The following is a 20,219-nucleotide window of genomic DNA, read 5'->3' as shown; positions in this document are numbered from 1 at the left end:
GGTTTTTCTGAATGCCATCAAGTTCCTTGATATATATGAGGCGCTATGACATATTTTAAAAACGAATATTTTTGATGACATGCATAAGGAATCGTGAAGATGCGAAATCTGGACATCACCACCTTGCGCTCTTTCGTGGCTGTGGCGGATCAGGGCGGCGTCACGCGGGCGGCGGGTTTTTTGCACCTGACGCAGTCGGCGGTTTCGATGCAGCTCAAACGGCTCGAGGAACTGCTGGATCTGGAATTGCTGGATCGCAGTGGCCGGACCATCGCGCTGACCGCCTCGGGCGAGCAGTTGCTGGCCTACGCGCGGCGCATGATTGCGCTGAATGATGAGGTGATTTCGAAACTTACCGATCAGGCCTTCGAGGGCGAGGTGGTGCTGGGCGTGCCGCATGACATCGTGTACCCGGCGGTTCCGCGGGTGTTGCAGCGCTTCAACGCGGATTTCCCGCGGGTGCGGGTGCATCTTATTTCGTCCTACTCGCTGCAACTGAAGGACATGTACAAGCGCGGCGAATGCGACTTGATCCTGACCACCGAAGCCACGGCGAATGATGAAGCAGAGACGATAGCGAAACTGCCCCTGCGCTGGATCGGCGCTCCGGGCGGGTCGGCATGGCGCAAACGGCCGATACCGATTGCCTTGGGGCGGCGTTGCATGTTCCGCCCGCAGGTGATCGCGGCGCTGGATGAGGCCGGGGTTCCGTGGGAGTTGTCGGTCGAAACAGAAAACGACCGGACCATCGAAGCCACGGTCAGCGCCGATCTGGCCGTCTATGCGGCGCTCGACGGCACCGAGGCCGCGCATCTGGAACAGATCGACTCGGGCGGCGTTCTGCCCGAATTGCCGGGGCATGTGATCAATCTTTACGGTGGAAAACCCGGCCGCGACGCGGTGGTCGAGGCTTTGGCCGCGCTGGTGCGGCAGAACTTCCGTTTGTTGGGTGGCGGGCAGCTTCGGGCCGTCGGGTGATCGTCGTCAGGGCGTAATCACGATTTTTCCGGTCGATTTCCGCTCTTTCAACAGCTGCATGCCCTGTTCGACTTCGCGCAGGGGCAGCACGTGGCTGATATGGGGGGTGATTCTGCCCTCGGCGTGCCAGCGAAACAGGGTCTGGAAACTCTCCTGCACGATCTGGGGACGGAAATTCAGATAGCCGCCGATGTAAAAGCCGATCACTGTCAGGTTTTTGACCAGCAGGTGATTGGCGGGTATCTGCGGCACGTCCCCGCCCGCGAACCCGATGGGCAGCAGACGCCCTTCGGGGTTGGTGGCGCGAAAGGCGGCCTTGAACACGTCGCCGCCGATGGCGTCATAGACGACATCCGCGCCGCCCAAGGCTTTGACCCGCGCGCGCAGGTCATCCGAGTTGTCGATCAGGTGATCCGCACCGGCGGTCTTGGCAACCGCCAGCTTGTCTTCACCGCGCGCCTGCGCAATCACGGTGGCCCCCATCAGCTTGCCGATCTCAACCGCCGTCAATCCCACGCCGCCCGCCGCGCCGGTGACCAGAAGCGTTTCACCCGGTTGCAGCCGGGCCCGGTGATCCAGCGCGATATGGCTGGTGCCATAGGCAATCTGAATGGCGGCGGCGTCTTCGAAACTGGTCGAATCGGGCAGGGGGATCACCCGGCTGGCGTCGAAGACACCATATTCCGCCAGCCCGCCCTGTCCGCAATAGACCGCAACCCGGTCGCCTTGGGTCAGATGGGTGACATCGGGGCCAACCGCGTCGACGATACCCGCGACCTCCATGCCTTGGGTAAAGGGGGCGGGCGGGGCGTCCTGATACGTGCCTTTCTGCATCAGCAGGTCTGCGAAGTTCAGCCCGCAGGCCCGAATTGCAATCCGCACCTGCCCCCGATCAGGCATGGGGACCCCAATGTCACATAGCTCTGGACCCGCTTCCGGGGAGTTTATGCGATAAGCCAGCATCTGGGCGCTCCGTTCTTTTTTGGGGCATGGGGACGTGGCGGGGCAACATTGTCAACACATAAGCCGCGGCCCGTTCCGGACAGAGGCTCTGTCAGCGCCAACTCCCACGCGCGTGCACGCAAACGGGATGGTGTTTCAATGCGACACAACCCTAAACCTCAGTTCATTGGAAGCGATTCAACCAGCTTGAAAAAAAATCAAAAAGAGGCATTATACGTCCTTAGTGCTGTTTCGGGGGGCGGTACGGTCCGGATTAGTGAGTGGTTAACGGCATCTCGCTAAGGTTGCGATCACGGACGTCGCGCATTCCCGTACAGATGTTTAGGTAGTAAAGGAGAATACCAATGACCCATCACGTCGATGTCCATGTGGGCAAGCGCGTCCGGCATCGCCGCTGGCTGATTGGCATGACCCAGCAGCAGTTGGCGCAGCAAGTTGGTATCAAGTTTCAACAAATCCAGAAATACGAAACAGGTGCCAACCGGATCAGCGCATCGCGCCTGTGGGACATTGCCGAGGCATTGGACGTTCCGGTCAGCTTTTTCTTCGAGGGGCTGGAAGAATCGTCAAAAAGCGATTCGGACAAAAAGTCGGTGCCAGCCGACCTGATGGGGGATAAAGAGGCGCTGGATCTGGTTCGGTCGTACTACGCGATCCCGGAAAATCAGCGCCGCCGCCTGTTTGAGCTGGCGCGGGTTCTCAGCGACGTCGCGTGACAGTAACTCCTTGACACTGCAGGGCGCAGGCCGCACGGGTGGCGTATGCAACAGAGCCCATTAAGTGATCTGGAAATAGCCGAGGAAATGGCCGACGCAGCGCGCGCGGCCATTCTTCCGTATTTCCGGCAGAGCAATCTTGAAACCTCCAACAAACTGGCCGACGGGTTCGATCCCGTCACCGTGGCTGATCGCAGCGCGGAACAGGCCATGCGCGCGGTCTTGGCCCGCCATCGCCCGGATGACGGCATCTTTGGCGAAGAGTTTGGCCATAGTCAGGGCAGCAGCGGGCGTACCTGGGTACTGGACCCGATTGACGGAACCCGCGCCTTTATCAGCGGGACTGCCAGTTGGGGCGTACTTATTGCGCTTTCCGAACAGGATGGCCCGGTCATGGGGGTGATCGATCAGCCCTATATCGGTGAGCGGTTTGTGGGCACGCCGGATGTGGCACAGGTCACCGGCCCGCTAGGCACGAGCCAACTGAAAACGCGCGCCACAAGGACGCTGGATCAGGCCATCCTGTTCACCACTTTCCCCGAGGTCGGCACGCCCGAAGAAGGCGCAGGCTTCCGGGCTGTTTCCGAACAGGTGAAACTGACGCGTTATGGCTTGGATTGTTACGCCTATGCACTGCTGGCCGCGGGCCAGATCGATCTGGTGATCGAGGCCGGGCTGAACGCCTATGACATTCAGGCCCCCATCGCTGTCATTCAGGCGGCAGGCGGTGTTGTTACCGATTGGCAGGGCGGTCCCGCCCATAACGGCGGACGCGCCCTGGCCGCAGCCAACCCGGAGATCCACGCCGCCGCGCTGGAGATTCTGCGCCGCTTCTGAAATCTGTTGCCGAAACGGGGCCGGGCGGGTAGAAATTACCCGGTCGGTTCTTGAGCCCGTTTTCCGCCGGCCTGCGCACTCCTTGCATGAGACGGGCAGATGCAGGAGGGCACACATGTCTGAAATTCTGATCAAAAACGCCGATTACGTCCTGACGATGGATGACGCGCGGCGCGAACTGTCCGGTGCGGATGTCCTGATCCGCGATGAGCAGATCGCGCAGATCGGCGCTGGTTTGACGACCACGGGGGAAACCCATGATGCGTCGGGCTGCGTGGTGACACCGGGGCTGGTGAACACCCATCATCACCTCTACCAAACGCTGACGCGCGCGGTTCCGGGCGGGCAGGACGCGCTGCTGTTCGGCTGGTTGCAGACGCTCTATCCGATCTGGGCGCGGTTCGGGCCGGATGAGATGTTCACCTCAGCCCAGATCGGATTGGCGGAATTGGCCCTGTCCGGCTGTAGCCTGAGTTCCGACCACCTCTACCTCTATCCCAACGGTGCGCGGCTCGAGGATACGATCAACGCTGCGGGGGAACTGGGGCTGCGGTTTCATCCCACCCGTGGCGCGATGAGCATCGGTGAAAGCGCCGGAGGCCTGCCGCCGGACAGTCTGGTCGAGGCGGAAGAGGATATTCTGAACGATATGATCCGCGTGGTGGATGCCTTTCACGATCCCGCCGAAGGGTCGATGTGCCGGGTGGGTCTGGCCCCCTGTTCCCCATTTTCGGTCAGCCGCGAGCTGATGCGGGACGCGGCGCTGCTGGCGCGCGACAAGGGGGTGATGCTGCACACGCATCTGGCCGAAAACGATGAGGATATTGCCTATTCCGAGGCGCAGTTCGGCTGCCGCCCCGGCCAGTATGCCGAGGATCTGGGCTGGACCGGCCCCGATGTTTGGCACGCCCATTGCGTCAAGCTGGACGGGGTCGAGATCGACCTGTTCGCCGACACCAGAACTGGCGTGGCGCATTGCCCCTGTTCGAACTGCCGTCTGGGGTCCGGCATTGCGCCGGTGCGGGCCATGCGGGACAGCGGCGTGAAGGTTGGGTTGGGGGCCGATGGGTCGGCCAGCAACGACAACGGCAACCTGATGCTGGAGGCGCGGCAGGCGATGCTGCTGCAGCGGGTCTCAAACGGGGCCGACGCAATGTCAGCCCGCGAAGCGTTGGAGATTGCGACCCGTGGCGGTGCCGATGTGCTGGGCCGGCCGGATTGCGGACGGCTGGCGCCGGGAAAACGCGCCGACATCGCGGTCTGGGATACGCGCAGCATCGAAAGTGCGGGCAGTTGGGATCCTGCCGCGCTGCTTCTGGCGGGGCCGATGAAGGTGAAACACCTGTTTGTCGAAGGGCGGCAGATCGTGCGGGACGGTCAGATCACGACGATCGACCTGCCCCGAGCGGTAGAGCGGCAAAACGCGCTGGCGCGGGCCTTGCAGGCTTAAGCCGCCTGCTGGCCGTTGATCCAGACCTGCGAGATTGCGCGATCATCGCCCATCATGATGGTCGGGAACACCGCCTCCCACAGGGTCTCGGCATGGGCTTCGCGCTGGGCGATGTCGGGGGTCGAGGCAAGGTCGAGGACCACCAGATCAGCCTCCATCCCCGGGGCGATATTGCCGATGCTATCCTCCATCCGCAGGGTGCGGGCAGAACCGACAGTGCCCAGCCACAGCAATTGCGCCGGGTGCAGCGGACGGCCGCGTAGCTGCCCGATCTCATAGGCGGCGGCCATCGTGCGCAGCATCGAAAAGCTGGACCCGCCGCCGGTATCGGTGGCCAGACCGACGCGGTGGCCGTCATGGATCAGGCCGTTCATGTCGAACAGGCCTGAGCCGATGAAGGTGTTCGACGTGGGGCAATGGATCAGCGCCGCATCCACCTCGCGCAGACGATCCCGCTCACGGTCTTCAAGATGGATCACGTGGCCATAAAGGCCGTTTTGACCCAACAGGCCGAATTTCTCATAGGTGTCCAGATAGTCGCGGGCGTCCGGGAACAGGGACCGGACCCATTCGATCTCATCCGTTTGCTCGCTCAGGTGCGTTTGCATCAGGCAATGGGGATGCTCGGCCCAAAGTGCGCCCATCGCCTCAAGCTGTTCCGGCGTAGAGGTGGGCGAAAACCTAGGCGTGATGGCGTAGGACAGCCGGTCGACGCGGTGCCATTTTTCCAGCAGGGTCCCGGATTGGTCATAGGCGGTCTGGGCGGTGTCGCGCAGGCCCTCGGGCGCGTTGCGGTCCATGCAGGTTTTGCCCGCCACAACACGCTGGCCGCGCTGTTGCGCCACCGTAAAAAACGCATCGACGCTTTCGGGATGGATCGTGCAGAAGCTGCACATGGTCGTGGTGCCATGTGACGCGGTCAGATCCAGATACCGGTTGGCGATTTCCGTGGCGTAGTCGATATTGCCGAACTTCATCTCTTCGGGGAAGGTGTAGCTGTTCAGCCAGTCGATCAGGCGCTTGCCCCAGCTGGCGATCATGGCGGTCTGGGGGTAGTGCACATGCGGATCGACAAACCCGGCCATGATCAGCCGGTTGCCGCAATCCTGCACCTGCGCCCCGGGATGCGCGCGGGTCAGAGCGTCGGCAGAGCCCACATCCGCGATGCGTCCGCCGTCGATCAGGACTGCCTCGTTTGTCCGGGCGGCATCGGTGGGTTCGCCGTCGAACGGCGATCCGTCAAAACTCAGTACGCGCCCTTTCAAAAGCGTCTTTTGCGCCATGTGCCCTGTTCTCCGACTGTTTGGAACCGCTTGGCAGCATAGGCGGGCGAAAGATGTGGGTAAATCGGCGCATTGTCATTGTTTTTCGGTAGCTGCTTCTTCTAATTAGGGGCCAATGGCAAGGAAAACGGGAGCAGCACATGACAACCGGCATTGATGATCCCGTAACTGACCCGGCCAGTGAAGAAGACGTCTATGCGCTGGACCGGCGGACCGTGGCGGCGATCCTGTACGCGGTAGATGTCGAGGACCGCGACAAGCTTATAGAGCTGATGGAGCCGCTGCACGCGGCCGACATCGCCGACCTTCTGGAACAGATCAACCCCTATGACCGGGGCCGTCTGATCCGCCTGTATGACAAGGAATTCGACGGCGATATCCTGTCGGAACTGGACGAGGCCGTCCGGGAAGAGGTCATCGGCATTCTGAAACCGGACGTTCTGGCCGAAGCCGTGCGTGACATGGAAAGCGACGACGTCGTTGACCTGCTGGAAGATCTGGAAGAGCCGCAGCAGGAAACCATTCTGGACGCGCTCGAGGATTCCGAGCGGATCGCGGCGGAACAGGCGCTGTCTTACCCCGAAAACTCTGCCGGGCGTCTCATGCAGCGCGAGGTCGTCATGTCGCCCGAGCACTGGACCGTCGGGCAGGCCATTGATTTCATGCGCGCCAATGACGATCTGCCCGAGCAGTTCTATCATGTCGTTCTGGTCGACCCGCGCCTGAAACCCGTCGCGCAGATCCCGCTGGGCAAGCTGATGGCAACCCGGCGCGACGTGCCGCTGCACGAAATCGCGGAAGAGGAATTCCATGTCATTCCCGTTGATCAGGACGAAGAGGATGTGGCCTATGCCTTCAACCAGTACCACCTGATTTCGGCCCCGGTGGTCGATGCGGATGGCCGTCTGGTCGGTGTGATCACTATCGATGACGCGATGGTCGTGCTGGATGAAGAGCACGAGGAAGACATCCTGCGTCTGGCGGGGGTCAGCGACGAAAGCTCGATCTCGGACAGTGTGGCTGCAACCAGTCGGCGGCGTTTGCCGTGGCTGGCGGTGAACCTGTGCACGGCGATTTGCGCCTCGTTGGTGATTTCGCAGTTCGAGGCGTCGATTGATCAGCTGGTGGCGCTGGCCATCCTGATGCCGATCGTGGCGTCGATGGGGGGTAATGCCGGCACGCAATCGCTGACCGTGGCGGTGCGGGCTTTGGCAACGCGCGACCTGACGCCTGCCAACGTGATGCGTGTGATCCGGCGGGAATTGCTGGTCGGGCTGCTGAATGGCCTGTGTTTTGCCATCGTGCTGGGAACGGTGGGGATGCTCTGGTTTGATTCACCGCTGCTTGGGGTCGTGATCGGGGCGGCACTGGTCGTAAACATGATCATCGCGGGCTTCGTAGGAACGGTAGTACCTGTGGTACTGGATCGTCTGGGCGCTGACCCGGCGCTTGCGTCCGGTACCTTTGTGACGACGACGACCGACGTCATGGGGTTCTTCCTGTTTCTGGGGCTTGCAACTGTGGTGCTTCTTTGACCGATCTCACCGAAATCAAGGCCGCTGCGCGCAAAACTGCCTTCGCCCGCCGCAAAGCCGCGTTCGATGCACGCCTGCCCGGTGGGGCCGGGCGTTTGTCCGAAGTGCTGGCGGGCTATCGCGGCGTACCCCTGTCCGGCTACATGCCGATCCGGACCGAGATAGACCCGCTGCCCGCAATGGCCGAGGCCTCGGCCTATGGTCCGGTCGGGGTTCCCGTGATTCAGGCAGCCGGTCAGCCGCTGCGGTTTTCCCGCTGGACCCCGGACGGTGCGCTGAAAGACGGCCCCTTCGGCGCCCGCGTGCCACAGGTCGATGACTATTTCGATCCGGAAATCCTGATCGTGCCGCTGGTGGCTTTTGACCCGCGCGGCGGCAGGCTGGGCTATGGCGGCGGGTTCTATGACCGCACGCTCGAGGGGCTGCGCGCCAAACGCTCGACGCTGGCCATCGGTTTCGCCTTTGACGCGCAAGAGGCAGACGATCTGCCGCTGGAGCCGACAGATCAGCCGTTGGACATGGTCATCACGGAAAGCCGGGTGCTGACGTTCTAGTTCTCAAAATGGCTGCGCAGATAGTTCCAGGCGTCGACCTCGGACCCGTCCTGCAGGATGCAGACGCCGTATTCGCTGCCATCGTCGTTCTTACGGATCTGGTATTCTCCGCCGTTTTCAAGGCAGAAGGTGGCCGCCGGATTTGCCATCGTGGTTTTGGTCGCTTTCTCTGCCGAAACGGCTGAGCCTGCCAGAATGGCGATTGCGGTTGCTGCGATGGTTTTCATGCAAATACTCCTGACCGGAATGCTCTTGTTCAGATTGGCATTTCTGCATGTGATTGCAAGCGACTTACGCGGCGTAGAAATTGCACGGTTCCGCCTTGTTATTGCCGTGCGCACCCCATAGGACCGCGATTATGAGGATTTTGTTTCTTGGCGACGTCATGGGCCGGGCAGGGCGCGCGGCTGTGCAGCAACATTTGCCGCGTCTGCGCGACGAATGGCGGCTGGATTTTGTTGTGGTCAATGGCGAAAACGCCTCGAACGGCATGGGGCTGACGGGGGACCACGCCAAGCTGCTGCTGGAGTCCGGGGCCGATTGTCTGACGCTGGGCGATCACGCGTTCGACCAGAAGGACATGCTGCAATTCATCGAGAAAGAACCGCGCATCGTGCGCCCGGTGAATTTCGCCAAGGGCGCGCCGGGGCGGGGGCACCGCCTGTACACCGCGCCGGGCGGACGCAAGGTTCTGGTGGTTCAGGTGCTGGGTCAGGTGTTCATGAAACGGCCCTTTGACGACCCGTTCTCCTCCATCGAGCCGATCCTGAAATCCCACCCGCGCAGCGGGCAGGCCGATGCGATCATTGTGGATATGCATTGCGAGGCGACGTCCGAGAAGATGGCGATGGGCCATTATTGCGACAAGCGCGCCAGCCTTGTGGTCGGCACGCATACCCATGTGCCAACGGCGGATGCTCAGATTTTGCCGGGCGGTACGGCCTATCTGACCGATGCGGGGATGTGCGGCGACTATGACTCGGTCATCGGCATGGACAAGGTCGAGCCGATGCGCCGTTTCATCACCGGCATGCCCAAGGCGCGGTTTACCCCGGCAAATGGCGAGGCAACGCTGAGCGGCGTGTTCGTCGAGACCAACGATCAGGACGGCAGCGCAAAATCCGTGCACATGGTGCGCGTTGGCGGGCGGTTGGAACAGGCGGGGCCGTAAAGGCTTGCTCTGCCCCGCGCAATGCGGGAAACTGTCCGTCAGGCGCTTGGGCCCGGGTTCGGACAGAATACCACGAATGCAACTCCTTCCACTGACAGACACAGGCGGCGCAATTCTCGCGCTTATGATCGTCGCGGGCATGTTCATCATGTTCCTGCGCGAGGTCTACCCGACCGAGGTGGTGGCCATTGGTGGCGTGTCCCTGATGCTGGTCACGGGTATCCTGCCCTATCAAAGCGCCCTTGCGGTGCTGTCCAACCCCGCGCCCTGGACCATCGCCGCGATGTTCATCATCATGGGGGCGCTTGTGCGCACCGGGGCTTTGGATGCCTTTACGTCCACGGCACAGAAACAGGCGCAGGTGAACCCGCGCATCGCCATCGGCTTACTGATGGCTTTTGTCGTGGTTGCGTCGGCGGTGGTGTCGAACACGCCGGTTGTGGTGGTCATGATCCCGGTCTTTGTGCAGATCGCGCGGACGCTGAATGTCCCGGCCTCGAAACTGCTGATCCCGCTGAGCTACGCAGCCATTCTTGGTGGGACCCTGACCCTGATCGGAACCTCCACGAACCTGCTTGTGGACGGTGTGGCCCGCGCGCAGGGGATGCAAGCCTTTACGATCTTCGAGGTCACGCCGTTGGGCATCGCTCTGGTCATCTACGGGATGGTCTACCTGCGCTTCATCGCGCCGCGTTTGCTGCCGGACCGGGACAGCATGGCCTCGCTGCTCAGCGACCGGTCCAGGATGAAATTCTTTACCGAGGCCGTGATCCCGCCCGAAAGCAACCTGATCGGGCGCGAAGTGACCGGCGTGCAACTGTTCAAACGCCCCGGCGTGCGTTTGATCGACGTGATCCGGGGCGATGAGTCGTTGCGGCGGAACCTGAAGGGCGTGACGTTGAAACTCGGCGACCGTGTGGTTCTGCGCACCGAAATGACCGAGCTGCTGAGCCTCCAGACCAACAAGGAACTGAAACGCGTCGATCAGGTCTCGGCCGTTGAGACCAAGACGGTCGAGGTGCTGATCACCCCCGGTTGCCGTATGGTCGGGCGCACGCTGGGCGCGCTGCGTCTGCGCAGGCGGTACGGTGTTTATGTTCTGGCGGTTCACCGGCGGAACCAGAATATCGGTCGTCAGCTGGACGCTCTGGTGGTCCGGGTGGGCGACACGCTGCTGTTGGAGGGCGCGCCGGCAGATATCCAGAAACTGGCCGCCGACATGGATATGGTCGATGTGACCCAACCCTCGGCCCGTGCATTCCGCCGCAGCCATGCGCCGATTGCGATTGGCGCGCTTGTGGGCATTGTCGCCCTCGCGGCGCTGGGCGTGGCACCCATCCTGTTGCTGTCGATTCTGGCCGTGGCTGTGGTTCTGCTGACCCGCTGCATCGACGCGGATGAGGCGTTTTCCTTTGTCGAAGGGCGTCTGCTGGCACTGATCTTCGCGATGCTGGCAATTGGCGCGGCGCTGGACAGTTCCGGCGCGGTGATGCTGATTGTCGAGGCGGTTGCACCCGGTCTGAGCATGCTGCCGCCGTTCCTGATTATCTGGGCGGTCTATCTGCTGACATCGGTGCTGACCGAGCTGGTTTCGAACAATGCGGTTGCCGTTGTGGTGACGCCGATTGCCATCGGGCTGGCGCAGGCGGTGGGGATTGATCCGCGCCCGCTGGTCGTTGCGGTGATGGTTGCGGCCTCGGCCTCGTTCGCGACGCCCATCGGCTATCAGACCAACATGATGGTGTACGGTCCGGGCGGGTACAGGTTCACCGATTTCATGAAGGTCGGTATCCCGCTGAACCTGACCGTCGGGCTGCTGGCCTCGTTGCTGATCCCGTTCATCTGGCCGCTGTAACATCGGCGCGGATTTGCCGGTTGTCCGGCGTCAGCCTTGTAAATGGCGATTCTGCCCCAATCTTTTCTTCAAATGTCTGAAGTGAAAGGACAGGATCATGCCTTTTCCAAAGATCGGTCAGGCCATTGTTGCAGGGGCCGTTGTGTTGGCCCTGTTGGGCAGTCACAGCATGGCGCAGAGCGACAGCGACCCGGCACAGACGCCGGATGCCGCTGTGTTGGAGAACACCAAATGGTCCGCCATCGGCATTGATGGCGGTGTGGTGAGTGGCGAAAAACTCCCGCAGCTTGCCTTTGAAACCGGCGGTGCCTTTGGCGGCAGTGGAGGGTGCAACCGCTTTACCGGCCAGGTCGAGATGTCGGGTCACCAGATCAGCTTCCCCGAGAACATCGCCGCGACCCTGATGGCCTGCCCGCCCGAGATCGAGCAGGTGGAACGGCAATTCTTTGATGCATTGCAGCGGGCGCAGACCTATGCCGTTGCAGGCGACAGTCTGGTCATGCTGGATCAGGGCGGAGAGCCGATCCTGAAGTTCGTCCGGCTGCCATAAAACGGGGCGGTTACGCCACAGCCCGCGACCGCCCCGCATTGCGACCCGAAAAGATGCAACCGCCCAGAAACGTGCCTTCGAGCGCGTTGTAGCCGTGATAGCCGCCGCCGCCGAAGCCTGCGACCTCGCCAGCGGCGAACAGGCCGGGGACGACCTTGCCGTCTTCGCCGATCATCTGGCTGTCGAGGTTGGTCTGCAACCCGCCCAGCGTCTTGCGCGTCAGCACATGCAGTTTGACCGCGATCAGAGGGCCGTTGGACGGATCGAGGAACCGATGCGGTTTGGCGGTCCGTATCAGCTTGTCGCCCCGGTAGTTGCGCGCGGCCAGAATCGCCATCATCTGCGCGTCTTTCGAGAACGGATTGTCGACCTGCGAATCCCGCGCCTCGATCTGGGCGCGCAGATGCGCCTCGTCAATCAGGCCGCCGCCCAGATGGTTCATGCCGTTCACAAGCTCGGTCAGCGTGTTGGCGACGACGAAATCCTCACCCTTTTCCTTGAACGCCTCGACCGGGCCCGTCGCTTTGGACCCTGAAAGGACGCGTTGGCGGATCACCTCTGTCCAGCTGCCGGATGTGAAATCTGGGTTCTGTTCGGACCCCGACAGGGCGAATTCCTTTTTGATCACCTTCTGGGTCAGCACGAACCAGCTGTATTCATAGCCGGTTTTCAAAATCTCGCGCAGTGTGCCCAGCGTGTCGAACCCCGGCAGGCAGGGCGGGGTAAGACGGTTGCCGCGCGCATCGAACCACATCGAACTGGGGCCGGGCAGGATGCGAATGCCATGCGCGGGCCAGATCGGATTCCAGTTCCGCACGCCCTCGGTATAGTGCCACATGCGGTCGCCGTTGATCACATGCCCGCCGGCCTTTTCACTGATGGGGATCATGCGGCCATCGACGTGGAACGGCACCCCGGCCACCATGTCCTTTGGCGGCTCACCCAGCCGTTCGCGTGGCCAGTTTTTCCGCACCATCTCGAAATTGCCGCCGATCCCACCGGAAGTGACGATGACCGAAGGCGCATAGACTTCGAATTCGCCGACCTCGTCCCGGTTGGTCTTGCCGCCGCGCTGGGCGGTGTCGTCGGCCAGCACCTCGCCCGACACTCCCTTGGCTGCGCCGTTCTGCATGATGATATGGCTGACCTGATGGCGGAACTTCAGCTGGATCAGTCCGGCGCTGACATGTTCCTGCACGCGGCGGATGAAATGTTCCAGCACGCCCGGCCCGGTGCCCCAGGTGATGTGAAACCGCGGGACCGAGTTGCCATGCCCGTCGGCAAATGACCCGCCGCGCTCGGCCCAGCCCACGACCGGGAACCAGCGCAAACCCATCTCATGCAGCCACGGACGCATCTCGCCAGCTGCGAATTCGACATAGGCCTGCGCCCATTTGCGGGGCCAGGTGTCTTCGTCCCGGTCGAACTGTGCGCTGCCCATCCAGTCGCGCAGGGCCAGATCATGGCTGTCGCGGATGCCCATGCGGCGCTGTTCAGGGGTGTCGACCATGAACAACCCGCCGAGGCTCCAAAAGGCCTGCCCGCCCAGAAAATGCTCGGGTTCCTGATCCACGACGATCACGCGCTTGCCGCGATCCCCCAGTTCCGCTGCGGCCGCCAGACCGGCAAGGCCGCCGCCGACCACAATTGCGTCTGCTGTGTTATCGGTCATCGGATTTCCTTTCAGCGGCTGCGGAACCAGAGGATGAAGGGGGTTACGACCACATACATGGTGATGCCGTAGACGGCGGCAGGCACGGCCAGAGGGCTGAAGCCGGTCGTGGTGCCGGTGATCAGTGCTGCAAGTGTGATGCCGAGGGCCGAGTTCTGGATGCCGGTTTCAATCGACACCGTCTTGGCCTCATCCCATGACAGATTGGCGATGCGCGCCAGCCCTAGTCCGATCAGCAGAAGGGCGACGTTCAGGGTGATCAGGGCCGCGCCGATGGAACTCAGGTTTTCGATGAAGAACTGCCAGTTCCCGGCCAGGGCGACGGCAACGATCAATACGAACAAAAGCGCCGCAAGCCGGGACAAGGGGGCGTCGATCCGCAACGCAAGGGTGCGCGCAAAGTGGCGCAGGCTGACGCCGATGGCGACGGGCAGGGTGGTGATCAGGAACAACGCCGTGGCCAGCGACCCGATCGAGACCTCGGGCGCGGCTTCACCCATGAAATGCCCGATGGACCAAGCGGCCAGCACCGGAACCGTCACCATCGACAACAGGCTGATCACCGCGGTCAAGCTGACCGACAAAGCCACGTCGCCTTTGGCGAATTTCGACAGGATGTTGCTGGTCACGCCGCCGGGGCAAAAGCTCAGCAGCATGACGCCGACTGCGATTTCGGGCGGCAGGCCGAACAGCTTGGCGGTGGCAAACGCGGCCAGAGGCAGCAGCAGAACCTGACTGATTGCGCCGATGGCGAAGGGATAGCCACGTGTCAGCACCCGGCGGAAATCGGCGGCCTCAAGCCCGATACCCAGCGAGAACATGATAATCGCCAGCGACAGCGGCAGGCCGACATTGATAAGAAGATCCAAGAACAACCCCTCCCAAAGTTGTTTGGGATCAACCTATGCGAGGGGCAAAGCGACAGGCAACCGCGCCGTTAGGTCATTTGTACCGTTCGGCAAACCGCCGCAGGATTTCGCCCGGTTGGGTGACGTCTGCGGCATGGCACATCTGGATCAAACCTTGCGCGTCTTCGGGCGGGAAATAGCCGTGGTCCTTGTAGATATGGATGCGCTGTTCAAAGTCTTTCGCATCGGCTTCGGGGTGGAACTGGGTGGCATAGACGTTCCGGCCCCAGCGGATCATCTGAAACGGGCAGGGGTCCGAGGCGATCAGGTGCACGCAGCCTTCGGGCAGGGCCTGCACAGCCTCTTTATGGCCAACGAACGCTTCGAATTCCGGGTGCAGGCCAGCAGTCAGAGGGTCCCGCGCGCCGTCTTCGGTCAGCCAGCAGTCTGACGGTCCGACGGGCTCGCCGTATTGCCGTTTGCTGACATCGCCGCCCAGATGCGCGGCGAGAATGCCCAAGCCATAGCAGCAGCCCATGAACGGGTGATCCTGCGCGGTGATCTGCGGCATCAGCCCCATGATCGCGCCTTCGATCTTTGCGTCCAGCGCGGATTTCGTCGCCGGATCGTCGCTGACGCAACCCGGCCCGCCGCCGACAATGACGCCTGCATAGTCGGTCACGTCCAGACCATCGGGCAGGTCTTCGCAATCCAATCGGATACGATGGGTCTGCGCAGGGATTAGCCCGGTCTTGTCGAGAATCGAGGCATATTCGGCATCCGAGGCATCGGTCTCGGGGCGCAATTGCAGGATCAGAAAGCGTGTCATGCGCTGCCTTTACCCGTCAAAGCGGCCAGAACACAAGGATGGCCGGAACCGATACCGCGACGATCAGAATCTCCAGCGGCAGGCCCATGCGCCAGTAGTCACCGAACCGATAGCCTCCGGGGCCCAGAACAAGCGTGTTGTTCTTGTGTCCGATGGGTGTAAGGAAAGCGGCCGAGGCCGCCACGGCGACGGTCATCAGGAACGGATCGGGCGACACGCCCAGCGTCTGCGCCATCTGTATCCCGACCGGGGCCGCGACAATGGCCGTGGCGGTGTTGTTCAGAACATCCGACAGCGTCATGGTGACAACCATCAGCACGGTCAGAATGGCCCAGGCGGGCAGCCCGTCCGTCAGCTGCACCAGCGCGTTGGCAATCAACTCGGTCCCGCCCGAGGTTTCCAGCGCGCTGCCCAAGGGGATCATCGAGCCCAGCAACACAACCACCGGCCATTCGATGTGATTGTAGATGTCGGCGATGGGCATGATCTTGGTCAGCACATAGGCAATCACCACAAGGCCCAGCGCAACGGGCAGGTAAATCAACCCGACACTGGCCGCCAGAACAGCCGCCGCGAACAGCCCGATGGCCAGCCATGCCTTATCGTTCGCCGTCACATTCAACCCGCGCTGCGCTAGCGGCAGGCAGCCCAGCCACTCGGTCACATCCGCGCCCCGGTCGCGGGGGCAGAGGAGCAGCAGGATATCGCCCGGTTCGACCTCGGTCTTGCGGACTTGTTCAGTGATCCGGCGGCCTTGCCGGGAAATGCCCATCAGAACGGTGCTTTGCCGCCACGCAAGCCCCAGCCCCTGCGCGGTGCGGCCCGTGATGCGGGCGCTTTCGGGCGCCACAACCTCGATCACTTCCAGCCCCTCGCCCTCAGCCGTCAGCAATTCCTGCCGGCGCGTGTCCGAGAAATCGAGGTTCAGGGCGGCGCGGAATTCATCCAGCGCCTCGGGCCGGGCTTCCAGAACCAGCGCGTCGCCCTCTTTCAACGTGGCGTGGGCGGACCGCCCATAGCGGCGCTTGCCATCGCGGATCAGGCCGATGATTGCGACATCTGACTTTTCGGCGGCCTCGTAAAGTTCACTGACGCGCTTGCCGATATGGGGGGACTCCGGCGGCAGGGTCAGTTCCGCGATGTATTCCGCCAGCGCCTCGGAGGTTTCGTCCTGCGGCCCCCGGTTGGGGATCAGGCGCCAGCCGATCAGCGAGACAAAGGCCAGCCCTGCGATGGCGGCCAGACCGCCAACCGGCGCAAAGTCGAACATGCGGAACGGCTCGCCCAGGGTTTCGGCCCGGATCGAGGCAATGATGATATTGGGCGGTGTGCCGATCAGCGTCGCCATGCCGCCCAGAATAGTGGCAAAGCTCAGCGGCATCAGGGTCAGGCCCACCGACCGACCCGCCTTGCGTGCGGTCTGAATGTCGACCGGCATCAGCAACGCCAGCGCAGCGACGTTGTTCATAAAGGCCGACAGCACCGCGCCGATCCCGCCCATCAGCGCGATATGCGCGCCCAAACCGCGCGAGGCATCGACCAGCGTTCGGGTGATCAGAAACACCGCGCCGGATCGCACCAGACCGGCTGAGACCACCAGCACAAGTGCCACAATGATCGTCGCGGGATGGCCGAACCCGGCAAAGGCGTTATCGACATGCACGACTCCGGTGACCACGCCCACCATCAGCGCCGCAAAAGCCACAAGATCATAGCGGAACCGGCCCCAAAGGAGCAGCCCAAACACGGTGATGAAAAGCGCAAAAAGAATGATCTGATCTGTCGTCATGCGGTCACCATACCTTCCGGGGGAGTCTGAGCAAGCCGCTCTCTTGATCCCGCACCCCGCAAACGTCTATATGAGCGCCGAATACGCAATCACTATCACGAGGACGCACCATGGCAGGCCATTCCAAATGGGCCAACATCCAGCACCGCAAGGGACGTCAGGACGCCGCGCGGTCCAAGCTGTTTTCCAAACTGTCGAAAGAGATCACCGTCGCCGCCAAGATGGGCGATCCCGATCCCGACAAGAACCCGCGCCTGCGTCTGGCCGTCAAGGAAGCCAAGTCGAACTCGGTTCCCAAGGACGTGATCGACCGCGCGATCAAGAAATCGGTTGCGGGCGAAGGCGACGATTACGAAGAAATCCGGTACGAAGGCTACGGCCCGAACGGCGTGGCCGTGATCGTCGAGACGATGACCGACAACCGCAACCGCACCGCCTCCACCGTGCGCTCGACCTTTTCCAAGAACGGCGGCAATCTGGGCGAAACCGGCTCGGTCGGGTTCATGTTCGAGCGCAAGGGCGAAGTGGTCTATCCGGCGGAGGCAGGCGATGCGGACACGATTTTCGAAGCCGCCATCGAAGCCGGTGCCGAGGATGTCGAAAGCTCGGAAGACGGTCACATCATCTGGTGCGCCGATACCGATCTGAATGAGGTGTCGAACGTGCTGGAGGGTGCGCTGGGCGAATCCGAATCTACCAAGCTGGTCTGGAAGCCCACCACCACGACCGAACTGGGTCTGGACGATATGCAAAAGCTGATGAAACTGGTCGATGCGCTGGAAGACGATGACGACGTGCAGCGCGTCACAACCAATTTCGAAGCCACGGATGAGGTCATGGCGCAGCTTTAACGCACCATGTCCACCCTTTCCGAAAGCCCGGCCCAAACGGCCGGGCTTTTGCGTTTGGCCGGATATGTCTTGGCCGCCTGCGCCGAACTCATTAAGTTTGAAACCGAAGACGCGGCGACACACAAACACCGGAAATTGCGCGCAGATTGCAGGCTGATGGCGACGAATACACCTGATACGGCGAAACGGAACGTCCCGGTTCTGACCGGGCAGAGCATCCTGTCCCAGGTTGCCTGGACGCTGGGCAGCCCATCCGTGGTGTTGCCGTTTCTGGCGGTGTCGTTTGAGCTGCCGATCTTCATCGCCGGGGCGCTGGTCTCGGTGCGGATGGTGGGCAGCATGATCGCCGATGTGTTTCTGGCCCAGCCCATCGCGGCGCAGCCGCAAAAAAAGCGCGGTATCGCCGTGACCGAGGTGGCAATCGGGGCCTGTCTGGTTCTGGCCATCCTGATTGCGGCAACGGGTGTGGTGCCCCTGATCGCAGTGGCCTTTATTGCCGTGTTCTTCCTGATCGGCCTGATCGACGAGATTCAGAACCTGATGTTCATGGATCTGCTTGGCGATCACGTGCAGTCGAAATCAAGAATGGTGATGCATTATATGCAGCTAGGGGCCGGAGGGCTGGGGGCCATTGGCCTTGCGCTGCTGCTCCACAAACTCACGGCGGAACACCCGCCTTTTGCGCGCCACTCCACCGTGATCGCCGTGTCTGTCGCGTTCTTTGTCCTGTCCGGCCTGACGATCATGGCGATGTCCGAACCAACCGGGCGGGCAGAGAAGGCAGAGGGCAAAAAGGCACAGAAGCTTTCAGTTTCCGCCAGTTTCAAAGCGATCAGGAACATGTTCGAACACGCGTGGTTCCGGCGCTACTTGCTCATGCGCATGCCGCTGGTCGTTGTGGCCCTGTCGGTGCCCTTCTTCGCGCTGATCGCGGCAGAGTCGCATCACAGTTCGGCCAAAGGCCTGACCGCCGTGATCGTGTCTTCGGCGTCGGGCTATCTGGTGTCGGCGCCTCTTTGGCATCTGGTCAACATGAAATCCCACCGCGCGGTTATGGTTACCGGAACCCTGATGGTGGCGGTCACCGGGATCGTGCTGCTGACATACCACTATCTGGGCTTTGATCACGACGTCCACCTGCACGCGATTGCCCTGTTTGTGGTCACGGTCGCGGTGACGGGGATCAGCGGAGCGCGGAAACTCTATTTCCTTGACGTCGCGCCCAAGGATCAGCGCATACAGGCCGCAGCGGCGATCAAAAGCCTGGCGCGGATAAGCGCGGTGATCGTCTCGGCGGCTCTGGCGGGGGTCGCCCATTTGAACGAGGTCGCTTTGGCCGTTGCATTTATTGTCGTGGCAAGTCTGGTGGCCAGTTTCGCCTGCTACCGTATCGTCCTGCCGAGGGCCGGAAAGACGGTTCAGCCGTAATTGGCTTGCAGTGTCGGCGGAACCAGCGCGCGCGCGGCGGCGTCGCGCACCGCCAGCGTCAACGGAGCCAGCGCCGGAGCCAGAACGCGACCGACCTGCCATGTAAGGTCGATATCCATCTGACCATCGGGTACGATGGGGCGCAATTGGTCCTCTTCGATCGCTTCACGGGCCAGTTCCTGGGGGTTCATCCCCCATCCCATCCCGGCAATTGCGGCCTCGACGAAGCCACGTGACGAGGGCAGGTAGTGCGAAGGAGGCGAGATGCGACTGCCCGTCCACGACTCCATCCAAGCCTTTTGCAGGCTGTCTTTGCGGCTGAAGACAAGACAGGGCGCGCGCGCAAGGGTCTTGGCGGTCACGCCTTCGCTGAACCAGCGGTCGATGAAATCGGGGCTGGCGGTCGGAAGGTAGCGCAGCGCGCCCAAAGGAATGGCGTCACATCCGGTCACGGACTGGCCGCCAACGGTCACGGCGGCGCTGACCTCTCCACGCCGCAGCCATTCCGCCGAATGGTCCTGATCGTCGATCACCAGATCGAACAGCATGTCCGACACCTGCGCCATCGCCTTGATGAACCATGTGGCCAGACCGTCTGCGGGCACCGCAATCCGTACGCGCGTTGGTCCCAGCCCCCGCTGTAGCGTCAGTTCGCGGGCCAGCTGAGCCTCGAGCAGGCCGATGTCTTCGGCGTGCTGCGCGATGCGCAAACCGGCTTGGGTTCCGGTGCAGGGTGGGCCACGGTGGATCAGCGAAGTGCCAACCCGATCCTCCAGCGCCTTGATCCGCTGAGAAATGGCAGAGGGTGTGACAGACAGTTCAGCCGCTGCCGCATCAAAGCTGCCATGCCTCAGAATGGCTGACAGCGCTCCTAAATGATGCGGGTCCAATAGCATTAGTACAACTTAAT

19 protein-coding genes are annotated in these 20,219 nt (G+C 62.1%); 11 read left to right on the top strand and 8 right to left on the bottom strand.

Annotated features, from left to right (window positions below; genetic code table 11):
- Positions 1-99 precede the first annotated feature (99 nt).
- Positions 100-978 (top strand): LysR family transcriptional regulator, encoded by an 879-nt coding sequence (locus tag ACR0K1_RS10275; RefSeq protein ID WP_480612843.1) that lies wholly within the window; start codon positions 100-102, stop codon positions 976-978.
- Positions 979-984: 6 nt separating this feature from the next.
- Here ACR0K1_RS10275 and ACR0K1_RS10270 read toward each other — a convergent pair whose 3' ends face one another.
- Positions 985-1,941, bottom strand: a complete 957-nt coding sequence (locus ACR0K1_RS10270) for an NADPH:quinone oxidoreductase family protein (protein ID WP_480612845.1) — start codon at positions 1,939-1,941, stop codon at positions 985-987.
- A 344-nt stretch (positions 1,942-2,285) separates the two neighbouring features.
- On the opposite strand from ACR0K1_RS10270, the gene ACR0K1_RS10265 reads away from it, so the two are divergent.
- From ACR0K1_RS10265 to ACR0K1_RS10255, 3 genes are all read left to right on the top strand, one after another.
- On the top strand, positions 2,286-2,657 hold the full coding sequence (locus ACR0K1_RS10265; protein WP_480612847.1) for a helix-turn-helix domain-containing protein: 372 nt from the start codon (positions 2,286-2,288) through the stop codon (positions 2,655-2,657).
- Between the two features lie 45 nt (positions 2,658-2,702).
- On the top strand, positions 2,703-3,494 hold the full coding sequence (gene hisN, locus ACR0K1_RS10260) for a histidinol-phosphatase (protein WP_480612849.1): 792 nt from the start codon (positions 2,703-2,705) through the stop codon (positions 3,492-3,494).
- 115 nt (positions 3,495-3,609) lie between these two features.
- On the top strand, positions 3,610-4,944 hold the full coding sequence (locus ACR0K1_RS10255; RefSeq protein WP_480612851.1) for an 8-oxoguanine deaminase: 1,335 nt from the start codon (positions 3,610-3,612) through the stop codon (positions 4,942-4,944).
- Here ACR0K1_RS10255 and guaD read toward each other — a convergent pair.
- Positions 4,941-6,227, bottom strand: coding sequence for a guanine deaminase (guaD, locus tag ACR0K1_RS10250; RefSeq protein ID WP_480612853.1), 1,287 nt, complete (start codon positions 6,225-6,227; stop codon positions 4,941-4,943). The two genes, ACR0K1_RS10255 and guaD, sit on opposite strands and share 4 nt — an antisense overlap.
- Before the next feature lie 140 nt (positions 6,228-6,367).
- Between guaD and mgtE the strand changes: the two genes are divergently transcribed.
- Positions 6,368-7,762 (top strand): magnesium transporter, encoded by a 1,395-nt coding sequence (gene mgtE, locus ACR0K1_RS10245; RefSeq protein WP_480612855.1) that lies wholly within the window; start codon positions 6,368-6,370, stop codon positions 7,760-7,762.
- Positions 7,759-8,316, top strand: coding sequence for a 5-formyltetrahydrofolate cyclo-ligase (locus tag ACR0K1_RS10240; protein WP_480612856.1), 558 nt, complete (start codon positions 7,759-7,761; stop codon positions 8,314-8,316). The genes mgtE and ACR0K1_RS10240 overlap by 4 nt, the downstream gene beginning before the upstream one ends.
- Here ACR0K1_RS10240 and ACR0K1_RS10235 read toward each other — a convergent pair.
- Complete coding sequence (locus ACR0K1_RS10235) at positions 8,313-8,543, bottom strand: putative hemolysin (RefSeq protein ID WP_480612858.1); 231 nt, start codon at positions 8,541-8,543, stop codon at positions 8,313-8,315. The genes ACR0K1_RS10240 and ACR0K1_RS10235 overlap by 4 nt on opposite strands.
- A gap of 131 nt (positions 8,544-8,674) precedes the next feature.
- On the opposite strand from ACR0K1_RS10235, the gene ACR0K1_RS10230 reads away from it, so the two are divergent.
- From ACR0K1_RS10230 to ACR0K1_RS10220, 3 genes are all read left to right on the top strand, one after another.
- Positions 8,675-9,487 carry a TIGR00282 family metallophosphoesterase gene (locus ACR0K1_RS10230; RefSeq protein ID WP_480612860.1) on the top strand — a complete coding sequence of 271 codons (813 nt, stop codon included), beginning with the start codon at positions 8,675-8,677 and terminating at the stop codon, positions 9,485-9,487.
- A gap of 76 nt (positions 9,488-9,563) precedes the next feature.
- The gene (locus tag ACR0K1_RS10225; RefSeq protein WP_480612862.1) at positions 9,564-11,342 is read left to right on the top strand and encodes an SLC13 family permease; all 1,779 of its coding nucleotides are present in this window, start codon (positions 9,564-9,566) and stop codon (positions 11,340-11,342) included.
- 97 nt (positions 11,343-11,439) lie between these two features.
- Positions 11,440-11,892, top strand: a complete 453-nt coding sequence (locus tag ACR0K1_RS10220) for an META domain-containing protein (protein WP_480612863.1) — start codon at positions 11,440-11,442, stop codon at positions 11,890-11,892.
- Between the two features lie 10 nt (positions 11,893-11,902).
- Here the strand turns inward: ACR0K1_RS10220 and ACR0K1_RS10215 are convergent, their stop codons facing one another.
- From ACR0K1_RS10215 to ACR0K1_RS10200, 4 genes are all read right to left on the bottom strand, one after another.
- Entirely contained in the window at positions 11,903-13,564 is a 1,662-nt protein-coding gene (locus ACR0K1_RS10215; RefSeq protein WP_480612865.1) for an FAD-binding dehydrogenase, read from the bottom strand.
- A gap of 11 nt (positions 13,565-13,575) precedes the next feature.
- Entirely contained in the window at positions 13,576-14,433 is an 858-nt protein-coding gene (locus ACR0K1_RS10210) for a bile acid:sodium symporter family protein (RefSeq protein WP_480612867.1), read from the bottom strand.
- A 73-nt stretch (positions 14,434-14,506) separates the two neighbouring features.
- Positions 14,507-15,241 (bottom strand): glutamine amidotransferase, encoded by a 735-nt coding sequence (locus tag ACR0K1_RS10205; RefSeq protein ID WP_480612869.1) that lies wholly within the window; start codon positions 15,239-15,241, stop codon positions 14,507-14,509.
- 16 nt (positions 15,242-15,257) lie between these two features.
- Entirely contained in the window at positions 15,258-17,030 is a 1,773-nt protein-coding gene (locus ACR0K1_RS10200; protein WP_480850430.1) for an SLC13 family permease, read from the bottom strand.
- A 110-nt stretch (positions 17,031-17,140) separates the two neighbouring features.
- Between ACR0K1_RS10200 and ACR0K1_RS10195 the strand changes: the two genes are divergently transcribed.
- Complete coding sequence (locus tag ACR0K1_RS10195; protein WP_480612872.1) at positions 17,141-17,881, top strand: YebC/PmpR family DNA-binding transcriptional regulator; 741 nt, start codon at positions 17,141-17,143, stop codon at positions 17,879-17,881.
- Between the two features lie 6 nt (positions 17,882-17,887).
- Positions 17,888-19,309 carry an MFS transporter gene (locus ACR0K1_RS10190; protein ID WP_480850428.1) on the top strand — a complete coding sequence of 474 codons (1,422 nt, stop codon included), beginning with the start codon at positions 17,888-17,890 and terminating at the stop codon, positions 19,307-19,309.
- On the opposite strand, the gene ACR0K1_RS10185 is transcribed toward ACR0K1_RS10190, so the two are convergent.
- Positions 19,300-20,205 (bottom strand): LysR family transcriptional regulator ArgP, encoded by a 906-nt coding sequence (locus ACR0K1_RS10185; protein ID WP_480850426.1) that lies wholly within the window; start codon positions 20,203-20,205, stop codon positions 19,300-19,302. The two genes, ACR0K1_RS10190 and ACR0K1_RS10185, sit on opposite strands and share 10 nt — an antisense overlap.
- Positions 20,206-20,219 lie beyond the last annotated feature (14 nt).

The organism is Ruegeria sp. F5 (assembly GCF_056533845.1).
Note: the sequence above shows the minus strand (reverse complement) of the source record. Positions and strands in the feature narration are given on the sequence as shown.